General features: G+C 60.0%; 13 protein-coding genes. 7 read left to right on the top strand and 6 right to left on the bottom strand.

Annotated elements, in window-relative coordinates; genetic code table 11:
• Positions 1-23: 23 nt before the first annotated feature.
• The 5 genes from YH64_RS10140 to YH64_RS10120 all read right to left on the bottom strand — a co-directional run bounded on the left by YH64_RS10140 (position 24) and on the right by YH64_RS10120 (position 7852).
• The gene (locus YH64_RS10140) at positions 24-1469 is read right to left on the bottom strand and encodes a glycosyltransferase family 39 protein (protein WP_046803806.1); all 1446 of its coding nucleotides are present in this window, start codon (positions 1467-1469) and stop codon (positions 24-26) included.
• On the bottom strand, positions 1453-2487 hold the full coding sequence (locus YH64_RS10135) for a glycosyltransferase (RefSeq protein ID WP_370512732.1): 1035 nt from the start codon (positions 2485-2487) through the stop codon (positions 1453-1455). Before YH64_RS10135 ends, YH64_RS10140 begins: the two co-directional genes overlap by 17 nt.
• Before the next feature lie 475 nt (positions 2488-2962).
• Positions 2963-6052, bottom strand: coding sequence for an efflux RND transporter permease subunit (locus tag YH64_RS10130; protein WP_046803805.1), 3090 nt, complete (start codon positions 6050-6052; stop codon positions 2963-2965).
• Positions 6049-7158, bottom strand: a complete 1110-nt coding sequence (locus YH64_RS10125; protein ID WP_046803804.1) for an efflux RND transporter periplasmic adaptor subunit — start codon at positions 7156-7158, stop codon at positions 6049-6051. Before YH64_RS10125 ends, YH64_RS10130 begins: the two co-directional genes overlap by 4 nt.
• A 79-nt stretch (positions 7159-7237) precedes the next feature.
• Positions 7238-7852 (bottom strand): TetR/AcrR family transcriptional regulator, encoded by a 615-nt coding sequence (locus YH64_RS10120; protein ID WP_046803803.1) that lies wholly within the window; start codon positions 7850-7852, stop codon positions 7238-7240.
• Positions 7853-7941: 89 nt separating this feature from the next.
• On the opposite strand from YH64_RS10120, the gene YH64_RS10115 reads away from it, so the two are divergent.
• The 5 genes from YH64_RS10115 (at position 7942) to YH64_RS10090 (ending at position 13462) form a co-directional block, all read left to right on the top strand.
• Entirely contained in the window at positions 7942-9402 is a 1461-nt protein-coding gene (locus YH64_RS10115) for an efflux transporter outer membrane subunit (RefSeq protein WP_046803802.1), read from the top strand.
• 196 nt (positions 9403-9598) lie between these two features.
• Positions 9599-10291: a hypothetical protein gene (locus YH64_RS10105; protein ID WP_046803801.1), complete on the top strand. Its 693-nt coding sequence runs from the start codon at positions 9599-9601 to the stop codon at positions 10289-10291.
• Positions 10292-10597: 306 nt separating this feature from the next.
• Positions 10598-11464: an RNA ligase family protein gene (locus tag YH64_RS10100; protein ID WP_046803800.1), complete on the top strand. Its 867-nt coding sequence runs from the start codon at positions 10598-10600 to the stop codon at positions 11462-11464.
• Between the two features lie 10 nt (positions 11465-11474).
• The gene (locus YH64_RS10095) at positions 11475-12611 is read left to right on the top strand and encodes an AAA family ATPase (RefSeq protein ID WP_046803799.1); all 1137 of its coding nucleotides are present in this window, start codon (positions 11475-11477) and stop codon (positions 12609-12611) included.
• A gap of 170 nt (positions 12612-12781) precedes the next feature.
• Positions 12782-13462, top strand: a complete 681-nt coding sequence (locus YH64_RS10090; protein ID WP_255444303.1) for a substrate binding domain-containing protein — start codon at positions 12782-12784, stop codon at positions 13460-13462.
• A 43-nt stretch (positions 13463-13505) separates the two neighbouring features.
• Here the strand turns inward: YH64_RS10090 and YH64_RS10085 are convergent, their stop codons facing one another.
• Positions 13506-14414 (bottom strand): LysR substrate-binding domain-containing protein, encoded by a 909-nt coding sequence (locus tag YH64_RS10085; RefSeq protein ID WP_046803797.1) that lies wholly within the window; start codon positions 14412-14414, stop codon positions 13506-13508.
• A gap of 102 nt (positions 14415-14516) precedes the next feature.
• Between YH64_RS10085 and YH64_RS10080 the strand changes: the two genes are divergently transcribed.
• Positions 14517-15683: a mandelate racemase/muconate lactonizing enzyme family protein gene (locus YH64_RS10080; RefSeq protein WP_046803796.1), complete on the top strand. Its 1167-nt coding sequence runs from the start codon at positions 14517-14519 to the stop codon at positions 15681-15683.
• Positions 15684-15721: 38 nt separating this feature from the next.
• Complete coding sequence (locus YH64_RS10075; RefSeq protein ID WP_046803795.1) at positions 15722-16702, top strand: tripartite tricarboxylate transporter substrate-binding protein; 981 nt, start codon at positions 15722-15724, stop codon at positions 16700-16702.
• Positions 16703-16724 lie beyond the last annotated feature (22 nt).

The raw sequence follows: 16724 nt of genomic DNA, 5'->3' as shown, positions 1-16724 counted from the left end.
TTCCCATTACGGCTGAAAAAAGCCTAGCCATTGAGTCTGTAAAGCGTATAGCGCCGGCTTTTATACATCTCCACCAATCGGGCTCTAACGCTTCCTGCTATTGAAGACTCCTTTTTTTTTGGGATGGCGACGATAGCCGATTCCCCCTTTTGCAGCGCCAGATTTTCCAGCTCGCCCAGGGCGATAAGTTCGGCTTTGCCGTCCGAGTAGAAGCGTGCCGAGAAAGGTCGGCTGTCCACAAAATAGAGCTTCTTGCCATCGCTCATTTGAGACCGGGCGACAGCCACCAATTCCTTCTCGGTCATCAGTGTGGTGGGCGCCATAAGCGAGATCACCCCGAGACTAATTGCCACTATGGGCACCAGACCTGCCGCCCCGATCAAAATCCGACTCAAGGGTGGTGCATTGCCTGCGGGAAGAAACGCTTGCGCGTATATCGAAATAAGTAGTGCAAGAGCAGGCAAGCTTGGCAGCACATACGTCCAAAGTATGTTTCCCGAGAAGGTGAAGAAGACGGGAGCAGCAATGGCCCACAGTGCCAGGTATCCGACGACAGGAGACTTATGAACCTCGAATGCCTTGGACCTGCGTGAGGCGCTGGCACCGATCCAAACAGCCAGCAGGCCCCCCATAATTCCCCACGGCAAGGATGCCAGCAGCCACTGCCACCAGATACTGCCCAAGGCGCTCTTGTGCGCCGTCCCATACAGATCTCCCTGCCAGCCCGCATCCACGAACCGCAGGAAGTGCTCGCCCACTAAAAAATACTGGAGGAATCCGGGGGTCTTTATCTCTGCGCAGAGGTACCAGGGAACCGTCAGCACGAGCATGACCAGCGTACCGGTGAACCACGGAAGAACGGTCAGATGCACCGTGCGCTCGCGGTAGATGACCAGCCAAGGTATTACGACCAACCCAACGAGGACAAACGTCAGGGGCCCTTTCGACAGCAGACCGATCGCCAAGCCTATGAAGAAGCCATAGCGCCAGAACTTGGTAGGCGTCGTTGGCGCAACAATGAACGCCAACATTGAATAGGTGACTCCCAGCGCAAAGAACGGATCCGTCAGTACTGCGCCGGCCGCGACCTGCGGTAGAAGCATGGTGGAGAGCATGAGCGTGGCCCATCGCGCTGTCTCTCGACCGAAAAGGAGGGTGGCCGCGCGGTAAAGCAAGGCTGCCAGCGCGGCCATGGCAAGGAATGACGGCAATCGAACCGCGAACTCCGACTCCCCAAGGATTCGCATCCCCAGGGCCTGACTCCAGAACGACAGAGGCGGCTTGCCCCAGAAGGGCACTCCGGGTTCAAACCAGGGCGTTATCCAATCGCCGGTTTCGACCATAAGACGGGCGATCTCAGCGTATCTCGGCTCTGAGGGATCCATCAGCGGCACTGCCGCCATTGAAAACAGCCGAGCGATGACGATGCCTGCCAGCCCCCAGAAAAACCAGCTAGCCTTCAACTGCATTTTTTTCTCGGAATGGGGCGTAATGCGAGTGGGTCTCAGTGGCGTAATCGAGCACGTCGCGTACGACGAAGACGGGACGCTGTTTGCTTTCCAAATACCCCTTGCCTACGTATTCGCCCAACAGGCCGATAGTCAAAAGCTGAATTCCGCTCAGCAACGTAATCATGGCCATCAGTGACGGATAGCCCGGTACGTCATCACCGAACATCAGGGTTTTGAAGATAATCCAAAACCCAAACGTGGCGCCTGCCAATGCCACAACGGCGCCTATCCCCGTCGCCCATCGCAACGGAGCGGTTGAGAAGGAGGTGATTCCTTCAAGGGCGAGCCCGAACAGGGCGAAGTAGTTCCATTTTGTCTTGCCGGCAGCCCTGGGCGCGCGGTCATAATCAATGACTTTGGTCGGGAATCCAATCCAGGAATACAGACCTTTCATATAGCGGCACCGCTCCGGCATTTGAAGCAGGGCCTCTACCGTTCTGCGACTCATAAGGCGAAAGTCACCGGTGTCGGCGGGTATCCGCGAACGGCTCATACGACTGAGGATTCGGTAGAACGCATACGCAGACAACCGCTTCGCTGCACCTTCCCCCTCACGCTTGCGTCGTCGCATGGAGACGATGTCGAAGCCGTCGCGCCAAGCCCTCACCATATCTGGAATGAGCTCAGGAGGATCCTGCAGGTCGGCATCCAACATAATCACGGCCTCACCGCGGGCATGCGCCAACCCTGCGCTCATCGCAGCTTCTTTTCCGAAGTTTCTGCTCAGGCGCACGACTCGCACCGTGGGATCCCGTCGAATCAGCGCAGCCACGAGCTCCACGCTGTTGTCCGTGCTTCCATCATCCACGAACACGATTTCGTAGGGTTGGGCCAGCCCTCCAAGAATCCCTTTCAGCTTCGCATAACAGACGGGCAAGACGTCCTGTTCGTTCAAGAACGGGACGACAACCGAGATCTGAATTGTGTTTACCGCTTTCTTGACGGCTTCAGACGGACTTGGTAGCGATGTGATCACAGTATGACCCCGTTCGATATCGAAGGACTGCCGACCTACGGAAGTTCACCACCATACTCGTCGAACATGCGCAATAAATCCGCTGCGGCTTCGATTCATGTCGCGCCTACCCGAATGCACAGCGTCAGAATAAAGGCGAACAAGACAGTCGGATACCCGGGAATACGAGCGACCGCTACTTAACGCTTTTAAACATGCCACGCAACGAGAAAGCCACCAAAAGTAATATGCCCTGAAACCCCGGTCGGATCGGTTGGCAACCGACGCAATGCGCGCAGCGACGCGCATCACCCTACTTCCCGGCAGAGGAATAATCCATACCTCATGTTGGGTACGGCAACAGGCGACCAAACGGTTCTTGCTTTTTCGGATGAGTCTTTGATTCAAGACGCCCGGCGCGAAAGCGTTGCGCCATGGCTTTGCTGTAACGAGGGCGGGGCGGGAAACCAAATAACGCCATCTCCCGCCGCCCGCATTATGCGTGCTGAGCCTCTTCGATCTTTCCGCCCTGCTGCGCGCGAATTTTGAACCAGATGGAATACATCGCCGGAAGGAAGACTAGCGTCATGATCGTGCCACCCAGCGTGCCCCCAATCAGGGTATAGGCCAGCGTTCCCCAGAACACCGAATGCGTGAGCGGAATGAAGGCCAAAATGGCTGCCAGGGCGGTGAGCAACACCGGACGCGAGCGCTGCACCGTGGCTTCAACCACCGCATGGAACGGGTCCAGCCCCTCGTTCTCATTGTGGTGTATCTGCCCAATCAGAATCAGCGTGTTCCGCATCAGGATGCCCGACAGAGCGATCAGGCCCACCAGTGCGTTGATCCCAAACGGTTGCTGGAAGATCAGTAGAGTCGGCACCACACCGATCAGCCCGAGCGGCGCAGTGAGGAAAACCATGACCATGGCCGACATCGAACGCACTTGCAGAATGATGATCAGCAGCGTCAGGGCGATCATGATCGGGAACAGTGGCAGCATCGCCGTGCTGGCTTTGCCGGACTCTTCAATCGACCCGGCCTGCTCGATCCGATATCCATTGGGAAGCTTGTCGATGATCGGTTGCAGGTCCTTGGCGATTGCCGAGGAAACGTCCGGCGGCTGTAGGCCTTCGGCAATGTCACCCCTTACCGTCATGGTGGGCGTGCGGTCGCGGCGACGCAGAATGGGATCTTCCATGCGAACCTCGACTTCCCCCACCTGAGACAGAGGAATGCGCTGGCCAGCGGAACCCACCAGGGTGAAACCTTCAATCTTAGCCGGATCGAGTCGGATATCGCCCGCTGCGCGCCCCATCACCTGGACCGAACGAATGTCTTCGCGAACGGACGTGATCGGCACGCCCGTAAGCAGGAATTGCAACTGCTGGGCCACGGCCGAGGACGTCAGCCCAACGGCCTGCAAACGATCCTGATCCAGCGAGAAATGCAGTGTCGGCACTAGCGGGCCCCAGTCAGTATTGACCGTGCGCATCATGGGGCTGGCTTGCATTACCTGCTGCACCTGGCCGGCGATATCGCGCAACTTGGACGGATCAGGTCCCATCACACGGTAGGCCACCGGGAACGGCGAATACGGGCCGAACACAAGCAGGGAGACCCGCACGCGGGCTTCCGGCGCAAGTCCATCAGCCGTGGCCTCGCGCAGGCGCAGCTTGAGCTTTTCCCGCGCCTCCTGGCTGTCGGTAAGCACAACGATCTTCGCAAACGAGGGATCGGGCAGCTCGGGCGCCATGGCCAGATAGAAACGCGGCGCGCCCTGACCGACATACGCGGTGACGATCTTCGCTTCTTCCTGCTTTTGCAGCCACGCTTCGATCTTCGCTGTGGTGGCGCTCGTCTGCTCAATGGAGGTGCCATAAGGCATCTGCACCTCTACCAGTACTTCCGGACGATCAGAGTTTGGGAAGAACTGCTTCTTGACCACGCCCATGCCGGCGATCGCCACGATAAATGCCACGATTACCGTTCCGGCCACCAACCACTTGCGGGCGATGACCCGGGTCAGCACCCTGCGGAAGCGGTTGTAGCGAGGCGTGTCGTAAATCGCCGCGTGCCCCCCTTCGACCTTCTTTATCTCCGGCAGCATCTTCACGCCGAGGTAAGGCGTAAACACCACGGCGACGACCCAAGAGGCGATCAGGGCAATGCCCACGATCCAGAACATATTGCTGGTGTATTCGCCCGCCGTCGACTGGGCAAAGCCGTTGGGCATGAAGCCAACTGCGGTGACCAGTGTGCCAGAGAGCATTGGTGCGGCGGTGTGGCTCCAGGCATATGCCGAGGCTCTGATCCGGTCGTAGCCTTCTTCCATTTTCACGACCATCATTTCGATGGCAATGATGGCGTCATCGACCAGCAGGCCAAGCGCCAGAATCAGAGAACCCAGGGTTATGCGGTCAAAGTTCTTGCCCGTGGCCGCCATGATCACGAAGACCACCGCCAACGTCAGCGGCACAGCCGCCGCCACAACCACGCCTACACGCCAGCCCATGCTGACAAAGCACACCACCATCACCACCAGCAGGGCGACGAAAAATTTGACCATGAATTCGTCGACCGCCGAGCTGATGTTGACAGACTGATCGGTGACCTTGGTCAGGGTCATGCCCAGTGGCATGTCCTCATTGATTTTGACTACCTCTGCATCAAGCGCCTTGCCGAGATCCAAGCCATTCCAACCCTCGCGCATGATGACGCCCAGCAGCAAGGCTTCTTCGCCGTTATTGCGCACCAGGAACGTCGACGGGTCTTCATACCCGCGCTCGACGGTTGCTACATCCGAGAGCTTCAGCGTGCGTCCGCGAGCCACGATGGGCGTATCGCGGATCTTTTCCAGTTTGTCGAAGGCCCCGTCAAGCCGCAGGAAAATCTGTGGCCCTTCGGTATCAATGGAGCCGGCCGGAGTAAGTACGTTCTGACTGTTCAGGGCAGAAAAAATATCCTGTGGCGAGACCCCGAGCGTCGCAAGACGGTCATGCGCAAACGAGACAAATATACGTTCGGCTTGCTCGCCAATGATGTTGACTTTCTTAACACCCGGCACGTGCAGAAGACGTTGTCGCAGCGATTCGGCATCTCGCACCAACAGCCGCTGCGGCTCGCCCTTTGCCTTAAGCGCGAAGAGCGCGAAGGTCACATCCGAAAACTCGTCGTTGACCATCGGCCCGATAACACCGGCCGGCAACTTGCCCGATTCGTCGCTGAGCTTCTTGCGCGCCTGATAGAACTCCTCCTGGACTTCGGAAGGCGGCGTCTTGTCCGCAAGAGACACCATGGTGAAGGCCAGGCCCGGACGGGTGTAGGTTTCCGTTCGGTCATACCACTTCAGTTCCTGCATGCGCTTTTCGAGCGGCTCGGCCACCTGGTCTTGCATTTCCTGCGCCGTGGCACCGGGCCACGCGGTAATGACTGTCAGCTGTTTGACGGTGAAGGGCGGATCCTCGGCGCGGCCCAATTGGAAAAACGCCAAGGTCCCGGCAATCGCAATCAGAAAGATCAGAAATACCGTAATCGAGCGCTCACGAACTGCAAGCGCGGATAGATTGAAACGTCCCTCGCTCATGGACGGCTCCCCGCTACGCTGGAAACGCCCTGAGACGCCACCCGAACCTGCTCGCCCTCATGCAGCAGATGTGCACCCAGCGCGATAATCTGCTCGCCGGCTTTCAGGTCGCCGGACACGCGCGCAGCATCATCGCCCAGGCTCAAGACGTCCACGGGTCGCCAAGTCACTATGGCCGGGTTGCCCGCAATAGCCCACACGCCCGTTCCCTTGCCGGCGTTGTAGACGGCAGCGATCGGCACCTGAAGCACCTGCTTGTTGGCGGGCCCGTCGGGAATATCAAGAGTGACCGTCGCGCCCAGTGGCGCATTAGCCAGCGCGCCTTCCAGCACATAGCGCGCCTCGAACGTCCGAGTAAGGCGGTCCGCCGACTCAGACAACAGCCTGAGCTTGGCGGATACCGCACCGGCGTTGCTGCCATATAACGTCGCTTGCGCGGTGGATCCAGGGGGCGGGCGCAGCGTCTCCGGCAGGTTCACGATCGCTTCTCGCTGGCCAGCCCGCGCCAGTCGAACCACGGGTTGCCCAGGGCTGACGACCTGCCCGGGCTCAGCCAATGTCTCCATAACCACACCGTCGGCGTCGGCCAGCAACACGGCGTAGCCCGAGGCATTGCGGGCCACATCGGCCTGTGCGATGGAGGCGCTGAGCTGCGCCTTTGCCGAGTCGGCAGCTGCCTTGATCTGGTCATACGCCGATGCCGACACGGCGCCAGCCGCGACCAGATCACGATAGCGCGCCTCGTCATCGGCGGTTTGCTTGGCGCGCGCCCGCGCGGCCGTCACCGCCTCTTGCTGTGCGCGCGCCTGGAGACCCAGGTCAATGGGGTCCAGCCGCATCAGGGGCTGACCGCGCTTGACGGTCTGTCCGGTATCGACCAGACGCTCTAGGACCTTGCCCGAAACGCGAAAGCCCAAGTCGCTCTGCACCCGGGCGGCGACAGTGCCGGTGAACGAACGGGATATGTCGGAAGAATGTTGGACCGCTGTCGATCTCACGAGTGGAGCGCGCGTGCGTGGATCGTCGGCCTTGGAGGACTCGCCACACGCCGTCAAGACGAAAGGCAGCAAGCAAACGGCAATAGTGGCAGGTCGAAGCCGAAGCATGGGTTCCCTTACTTAAATGAACAGAACAGGAACCGCATTCTCAAACTAGTGACCAGTAAAGTCAACAGTCACTACACATTCAGGGCGACAGGCTCCTCAAGATGAGGGCGGAAAGCTGCACTGCCGACTCAGTCGCCATGTCGAGGTTGTACTGAAGCTGTACGGGATTGATATAAGGCCGCATGACCAGATAGATTGCGTTGGACGCTTCATCCAGCGGCGTCTTGCGCTCGAATTCGCCGGATTCGCGCCCCTCTAGAAGGATGCCTTGGATCACCTGACGCAAATGCGTCTCCAGGGCGCGCACGGAAGGCCACTGGTCGCGTGCGGCAACGGCAGCGATGTCGTAGAGCTTGCGGTCATGGAAGAAAAGATCGCTGCCGGTTTCGGTCAGAGCGCGGAAAAGCCTGCGCAATCGCTCTGAAGCCGTGGGCGAATCAGCGATCACAGAGTCAACGACCTGCATGATGATCGCAAGCCGGTTCGAGCAAATCACCTCGCCGATCGCCTGCTTCGAGTCGAAGAATTTATAGATATAAGCCTTCGAGAATCCAATCGCCTTGGCCAGATCGGACACAGTGGTCTTCTCATAGCCGTAGTGGCTGAAGTGCTCGGTCGCCGCCTCGACGATCTGGTCGCGTACGTTGTGCTCCGAAGGCCCACGCGAGTGGGTGGTAGTGCCGTTTTCAGTCATTTAATTAGCTTAGCCTGACGAACTGTGATTGACAACGAGTGACCATATAGTAATATCGTCACCTCAGATTGCTCATTCAAGGATCCCCCATGCTTTCCCCTCGCTCTCTCGCCCTCGTCATGAGCGCCTGCCTGATGACGGGTTGTGCGGTGGGTCCGGACTATCACCGACCGGAGACTCCCCTTTCAGAGCACTACATGGGCCAGCGCGCCGTCGAAAATCGAGCAGCAGCGAGCCCCGCCAGCCTTGCGATCTGGTGGGAGGGCTTTGGAGACCCTGTACTGAGTCACTTCGTCACAAGGGCGCTTGAGCAGAACCTGGATCTGGCCCAGGCCATGGCCAGGGTGACTCAGGCGCGCGCCGGCCTCGGCGCTGCGACAGCCGCATTATTGCCCACCGGGAATATCAATGGCCAAGCAGGACGTTCTTATCAGTCTATTGAAACTCCGCTCGGGCAGGTGCTGAACTCCACCCCGGATTTTGACCGGTACGGCAATTCGTACGAGACCAACCTGGGAGCAAGCTGGGAACTGGACGTGTTTGGAGGGTTGCGCCGCGAACGCCAGGCCGCGATGGCCGAATACCAGGCATCCGAGGCGGGTGCTGCCGCTACACGACTGGCCGTCGCCGCGCAGACCGCCGACATTTACATCACCATTCGCGGATTGCAGGCGCGCCTGGACATTGCGAGCCACCAGGTAAAGACGCAACGAGGGTTACTGGAGAAGGTTCGCTTACTACGCAGCAAGGGCCTTGCCGCCGAGTACCAGGTTCGGCAGACCGAGGGCTCGCTCGCCCAGGTACTGGCAACGGTTCCCGTAATCCAGACCGGCTTGGACGCCGCGATGAATGCACTGGACGTAATGCTAGGCACCCCGCCCGGCACCAATCGCTCGGAACTGGCGGCCACCGGAGTTATCCCCAAGGCGCCGCGGATCGCGTCCACAGGGACGCCCGCGGATCTGTTACGGCGCAGGCCCGATCTCATCGTGGCAGAACGTCGGCTTGCCGCGTCCAGCGCGCGCATTGGCGTGGCTATCGCCGAGTACTACCCAAAATTCTCCCTGAGTGCCTTGCTGGGTAGCGCCACATCCATTTCCAGCGGCAACCTTTTCTCCAGCGGCGCCAGCCAGTCGGCGGCGGTTTTAGGTCTACGGTGGCGGCTTTTCGACTTCGGTCGTATCAACGCGCAGATCGATCAGGCCAAGGGACAGGAAGCAGAAGCCCTCGCGGCCTACCGCCAGTCCGTGCTGCGCGCCACCGAAGACGTCGAGAACGCCTTCTCCGCCCTGGTCAACCACGAGACGCAAGCCACGACGCTTGCCGGTGGCGAAGATTCTCTGACCCGTGCGCGTCAGTCGTCATTCATGGCCTACGAGAAAGGCACAGCCAGCCTGATCGATGTCCTGCACGCAGACGAAACGCTGTTGCAGGCTTCGGATGCCCGAGCGCAAGCGCAGACCGATTCAGCACGAGCAGCCATCTCGGTGTTCAAGGCGCTTGGCGGCGGCTGGCAGCCCCCTCAATTCGAATCCGTGGCGGTTCGATGACGGGCATCCTGTTCCACTACGGCAAGCCCCTTGAGGCAGGTAGGGCTCGGCCCGCAAGTTCAGGGTGCGCCCCGCGAAACGCTCATCGGCCCCATCCAGCATGCGCACGCCGGTAATCGGATCCGCGATGCAGAAGCCGACGCTCAATTTCGTGGCAAACTTCGACAATAAATCCCTCCCATAGGAAACATCGACATTGTCGCGCGCCCTTCGATATCTTTCGTTGCCGGCCTTACGTTGGGCTTTGCCGACGCTAGCCCTGCTGGCCACCGCCGGGTGCGGGTCCGGTTACGCCGATAGCACGACGAAGGCACCGCTGCGCAAGCTGAACCCCGCTGCGACGCAGGCTTATGAGATACGGCTCACACTGGCCAATGCGTCCGATCTATCAAGCGCGGGCGACGGCAAATCGCCGTTTACGGTGGCAGAGGGCACTGTGCAGTTCGACGCCAGCAACGGCGCCCGCTGTGGAAAATCCAACGCCCTGTCCGGCCACGTGCCGACATTGTCCAGCCACGAACCGTTCCGCCTTTCCCGTATATCCGCCACCGAGTACGTGGGCACCGTGTATGCCGACATGCTGCTCGACGAGGACTATTACGGGCGCGGGGTATGCCATTGGGCATTGACTGAAGCGCGCGTCGCTTTGCAAGCGCGGACGGATAATGCCGATACGCGATTCGTAGCCGGGCTGCCCGCGAAAAAAATGCTCGCGGGCGGTACCCAGGCGCGCTATTTCTGGAAAGGGTATTACCCCCGATTCGAAGGCGGGCAACATACCGATTACGGAACGCCCCGGCTGGATACCGTTTCGGCCGAAAAGCGAAACGAGTTTTTCACCGTGACGCTGACGGCCAGGAAGATCGCTGGCGACGCGCAAGCCAAGTAAACGTCTATCACCCGCGTCATGCCTCGCATTGACAAAACCCTTTTCGATGTCTTAGGATCCCGCCTCTTCTTCAACCCGCTTTTCCATTTGAGTGCAACCGTGTCTGCCATCCGTCACTACGCCTAAACGCCGACGACTACCGCCCTGGTAATCGCGGTCTGCCTGCGCGCCCCGTGCTGCTCGACGCCTGAGTCTTGAGCGCACGCCATGGGGTCCAGGCGCGGTTCCAGGAAGCACACACCCACTCGCTTTCCTTTCCCGTCCAGACTGCGTCGTCGGCTTTTCCATCACACTGGAGAAGATCCCATGACGCAAGATTTCTGCGCTTACGCGCAATCGCTGGACCTGTTTCGCTATCCCCGCACTCCCCACCTGGAAGGCTCGCGCCTGCAAGACGGCGACGAAGGCCACGACCACGTGCCGTACCGTCAATTGGCCGGCCTGCACCTGGTCGTCGAAGAAAAGCTCGACGGCGCGAACACCGGCATCAGCTTCAGCCCATCGGGCGAACTGCTGCTGCAATCGCGCGGCCACTACCTGGTGGGAGGCGGACGCGAACGGCAATTCAGTTTCGTAAAAGCCTGGGCCGCGGCGCACACCGACTGGCTGCTTGACCGCCTGGAGGACCGCTACGTGATGTATGGCGAAACGCTGTCGAAGAAGCACTCGGTTTTCTACGACGCCTTGCCGCATCATTTTTTTGAGTTCGATGTCCTGGATCGTCACAGCGGCGAATTCCTGTCCACCCAGGCGCGCCGCGTCTTGCTGGCCAATGGCCCCGTGCTGTCGGTGCCCGTCCTGTATGAAGGCGTGGCGCCGCCCAGGCTTGACACGCTCAAGGCCCTGCTGCGGCCGTCGCTGGCCAAGACGCCAGACTGGCGCAAGGCTTTTGAAGCCACCGTGCAACGAGAAGGCTTGGACGTGCAGCGCGCCTGGAAACAATGCGACAAATCGGACCTGTCGGAAGGCCTGTACGTCAAAGTGGAGGCCGACGGCAGGACGATCGCCCGCTACAAGTGGGTAAGGCGAGATTTCGTTCAAGCCATCCTGGATTCGGACAAACATCATTCCGAGCAGCCCTACGTGCCCAACCAGTTGGCGCCCGGCGTTGATCTCTACGCGCCGCGTCTCGCGGTGGACTGGGACACGCTGCGCGGCGCCGCCGGACAATAAGGAATAGATCATGCAATACGAAGCACTGCGGGCACTTACGCCTGCTCCGGGCAAGGCGCCGGATTTCAGCGCCTGCTTGGCGGCATTCCCCGCGCTGGAGCTGGCCAAGACCACGCCGCAAGACCCGCGCTATCACGGCGAGGGCGATGTCTGGACCCATACGAAAATGGTGGTGGAAGCGCTGCTGGCATTGCCGCTATACCAAACGGCGGCTCGGGCCGACCAGGAAATCGTATTTCTTGCCGCGCTGCTGCACGACATCGCCAAGCACAGCACGACCGTCATCGACCCGGTCACCGGCGCCATCGGCCAGCCCGGCCACTCCCACAAGGGCGCCATCGACGCGCGTATTGCGCTGTGGGATGCAGGCGTGCCCTTTGCCGTGCGCGAGGCCGTGTGCCGGTTGATCGCGGTCCATCAGGTGCCGTTTTTCGCATTGGAAGGCTCGCGTCGCGGCAAGACGCCCGAGTTCATCGTGCGTGAACTGTCCTGGCACGTCGACATTCCATTGCTGGCCATGCTGGCCGAAGCCGACATGCGCGGACGCATCTGCCCGGACGGTCAGCGCGTGCTGGACAACATCGCGTTGTTCTGCGAGCTGGCGCGCGACGAACGGTGCTTTGGTCAGCCACGCGCATTCGCCGATGCCCATACCGCGGTCAGCTATTTTCGCGGCGCCGACGTGCACCCCGATTACCCGTTGTTCCAGGAACCTGGATCGCGGGTGATTGTGATGTCCGGGTTGCCCGCGTCGGGCAAAAACACCTGGGTGAGCCGGCATCATCCCGAGTTGCCGGTGATTTCGTTCGACGATGCGCGAGAAGAACTGGGCCTGCGCCACGGCAAGAACGAAGGCATGGTGGCGCACCTGGCTATCGACCGTGCCCGCGAACTGCTGCGGCGCAAGGCGCCCTTCGTCTGGAACGCCACCCACCTTAGCGAGCTGATGCGCAAGAAGACGTTGGATCTGCTGTATTCGTATCATGCGCAAGTTGAACTGGTCTATCTGGAACAACCGCGCGCCGAGCTGCTGCGCCGGAACACTCGGCGCGACACATCGCTATCGAACAAGACGTTGACCAGCATGCTGCACCGCTGGGACCTGCCGTTGCCGACCGAGGCGCACCGGGTGACGTATGCGGTTTGACACGACGGACCTACCGTGCCCGCCCCGGGAAGAGCACCGGAGAAGCACCGGAAAAGCACAAACAAAAGCCGCGCGGCGGTTACGAAGGCCGGCGTTCATGCGGGGAGACGAGTGGCGGGTCGGTCGCCGGTGCCTACTGTCAAAGTTCGTCGAAGGGGGTTGCCTTGGCGGTGCTGGAGGAAGTGCAGGAGCTAGCGACCGGCGGCAACCAGGAACTGAGCGGCACCATCCGCCTGACCGCGCCCACTCCGTTCGGGCGCAAGTTCGTGGCCCCGGCGATCCACGATTTCTGCCGCCCGCATCCCCGCGTTGGCTTCGACCTGCGCCTGTCCGACCAGGTGCAGGATCTGTATAGCGGCGACCTCGACTTGGCGATCCGTATGGGCGAGTTGGCCGATTCGCGTTTGGTGGCGCAGCGCGTGGCCGACAACCGGCGCATCCTGGCGGCGTCTCCCGCCTATCTGGAGGCGCAGGGTCATCCGGGGCAACCGGAGGAACTGGAACGGCACAACTGTCTGGTGTTCGCGTATCCGGGGCTGCTGCAAAGCACCTGGCCGCTGCACAAAGGCCGCCGGGAGAAGCCTATTGCAGTCAGTGGCACGCTGTGCAGCGACAGCGGTGACGTGCTGCATGCGTGGTGCCTGGCCGGGTTGGGTATCTCGCTGCGCGAGACCTGGGACATTCACGAGGAACTGCGCGACGGGCGGCTGGTGCGCGTGTTGCCGGACTGGGAAGCAAATCCCTCGAAGATCAGCATCGTGCGGGCACGGCGCGAACCTGTGCCGCGTCGGCTCACGGCGTTCAGTGATTTCCTGCTGGAACGCTGGCAGAACGCGCCTTGGGATCGCTGATCCCATTCGCTGCCTTTGGCGAAAATTGTGAGGTTCCAGACACTCACCCCTCGGTTACGTCGGTAGCGGACTGCCAAAGTGCCTCAGCCGCGCGCCCAATCATTGCCCGATCTCGGTAGAGGCGAATCTCCAGGTCCACCATCCAGTCTGTGCTTGCTGCGACGACGAGCCGCTCCGCGTCAAGGTCCTCTTGGATCAACGATTTTGGCAACCAGGCAATGCCGCGTCCGTCCAGGGCCATTGAGCGAAGGACAGACGCCAGATGGGCTGTGAGCACTATGTGAACCGGGGTTGATTCCAGTCGTCGGCCTTGCACCGCGCGCAGTATCCTCCCCAACCCTGACTCATCGGTATAGGCCAGCACCGGAACGTGGTCATGTTCCGGTCTGTCCAAACGGTGCTGTGGATGCCCCTTCAGCGAAGGCTTAGACACAGGAAGCAATTGGTCATGACCGATCACCGCCGACTGGTACGCGTCTGAATCCATCGCACCATGCATACGACTGTGCGCGTGACTCAAAAGGAAATGAACCTTGCCTTGCTGCATTTGAAACTCGCAGCGCGCCAGTACATCTGACATCAGTTCCACGGCGCCCAACGTCAGCCTCGACTCAAGACTTCTAAGCCAGCGCGGCAGGAAGGTAAATGAAAGAGCGTGCGTGCTAGCAATGCGCAAGGTCGTCGAACTGGCTTCGGCCACATGCTTGGCTTCCCCAGGCATTCGGGCGGTTCTGGCGACCATATCCTCCGCAACTCCCCTGAACCATTCACCGACTTCGGTGAGCTGGGCGGGCTGGCTGCTGCGATCCACCAAAGGTGCGCCGATCCACGCCTCCAGTGCGCGAATCCGTCGGCTAAATGCGGGCTGCGAGCTATGCCGTTCCTCCGCCGCACGGGAGAAGTTACCACTGGCAGCGAGCGCGAGAAAATCACCGAGCCAGATGAAGTTCATCGGCGGTTCTTCCACTGCATAGAAGTAGCCAAAATGAACATTGGGGTGGGAGGCTCCAGAGGAAGAAAATCAAAGCCTCGGTATCTTTTGTACAGAGGCATCATGAAGATCGTCGAAATCCGCGAAAAAACTGTCCCGATCAGTTCGGCTATCCGCAACGCCTATATCGATTTTAGCAAAATGAATCTCAGCCTCGTGGCCGTTATCACTGACGTTATCCGCGATGGCAAACCTGTGGTCGGCTACGGATTCAATTCCAACGGCCGCTACGGCCAGGGCACGTTGATGCGCGAGCGGTTCATTCCCCGCATTCTCGAAGCGAAGCCCGAATCGCTGGTGGACAGCACCGGCAACAACCTGGACCCGCACAAAGTCTGGCAGACAATGTTCACGAACGAGAAACCCGGTGGGCATGGCGAACGTTCCGTGGCCATCGGGACCATCGACATGGCTATCTGGGATGCGGTTTCGAAGATAGAAGATAAACCTCTGTTCCAACTTCTAGCCGACCGTTATGGCGATGGTAATCCCAACCGCAAGATCTTCGTCTACGCCGCTGGCGGCTACTACTATCCTGGCCAGGACTACCGCAAGTTGCAGGACGAGATGCGCAGCTACATTGATCGCGGCTATACGGTAGTCAAGAAGAAGATCGGCGGTGCGTCGCTAGACGAGGACTTGCGCCGGATCGACGCAATCATGGAAGTTTTGCAGGACGGTCAGAGGCTGTGTGTGGACGCAAATGGTCGCTTCGACCTCGACACCGCCGTCGCTTACGCCAAGGCGCTCTCGCAGTACGACCTGTTCTGGTACGAAGAGCCGGGCGACCCGCTCGACTTCGAGTTGCAGGCGACGCTACGCAATTACTACAAGAACCCGATGGCCACTGGCGAGGATCTGTTCTCAATGCAGGATGCGCGCAATCTGATCCGCTACGGCGGCATGCGTCCTGACCGTGATTGGTTGCAGTTCGACTGCGCTTTGAGTTACGGATTGGTGGAATACCTGCGCACTCTGGAGATGCTCAAGGAGCACGGTTGGTCACCCAGCCGCTGCATCCCCCATGGTGGGCACCAGATGTCGCTCAACATTGCGGCTGGGCTGGGACTGGGGGGCAACGAGTCATACCCGGACCTTTTCCAGCCATATGGCGGTTTCCCTGATGGCGTCAAAGTCGAGAACAGCTACGTCACGCTGCCCGACTTACCCGGCATTGGCTTCGAGGGGAAGGCCGATCTTTACCGTGAGATGCAGACATTGTCTGCATGACGCTCAAGTCAACGACAACAACATAGGAGACACAAGCCATGAAGAAGCTTTGGCGCGTTGCTACGGGCATTGCTCTGCTTGGAAGCACAGTTGCCGCTCATGCAGACTTCCCGAACAAGCCCATCACGTTGGTAGTTCCGTTTGCAGCTGGGGGGCCGACCGACAAAATTGCACGGGACCTGGCCGAGGCGTTACGCAAGCCACTGGACGGCACGACTGTGGTTGTCGAAAACGCCAGCGGCGCGGGGGGCACAATTGGCGCCGCCAAGGTCGCTCGGGCAAACCCGGATGGTTATACGCTGCTTGTACATCACATCGGCATGGCTACCGCGCCATCCCTGTATCGCAAGCTAAGTTATAAGGTGCCGGACGACTTCGAGACGCTTGGCCTAATCAATGAGGCGCCGTCGGTCATCATTGGACGGCCTGGCCTGCCGGCCAATACGTTTGCGGAACTCAGGCAGTGGATCAACGCGAGCGGCGGCAAAGTCAACCTTGCCAATGCCGGCCTGGGCTCGGCATCCCACTTGTGCGGACTGATGCTTCAGAGCACGTTGAAGGCCAGCATGACGACTGTTCCATACAAAGGGACTGGGCCAGCCATGAACGATCTGCTTGGCGGGCAGGTTGACATCATGTGTGAGCAGGCGACCAATGCTGTTCCACAGATAGAGGGCAAGAGGGTTAAGGTCTTCGGTGTGACTAGTCTGCAACGTCTCTTACTACCTGCTCTCAAGGATACGCCCACGCTGGATGAGGCTGGACTCACCGGCTTCAATGTGCAGATCTGGCACGGACTATACGCACCGAAAGGAACCCCGCCGGATGCTATCGCCAAGCTGAACAACGCGCTTCGCACCGCCTTGAAGGACCCGGTATTTATCAAGCGCCAGGAGAGTCTGGGCGTGACGGTAGTGACCGATGAGCGCCTGGAGCCTGAGCAACATCGGAAGTTCCTTGAAGGCGAGAAGACGCGCTGGGCTAAAGTCTTCCAGGACGCAGGCGAATATGCCGATTAGAGCGGAAACAAACCTCTTCGTT

Source organism: Achromobacter sp. LC458 (assembly GCF_001005835.2).
GTDB lineage: Bacteria > Pseudomonadota > Gammaproteobacteria > Burkholderiales > Burkholderiaceae_B > Achromobacter > Achromobacter spanius_B.
Note: the sequence above shows the minus strand (reverse complement) of the source record. Positions and strands in the feature narration are given on the sequence as shown.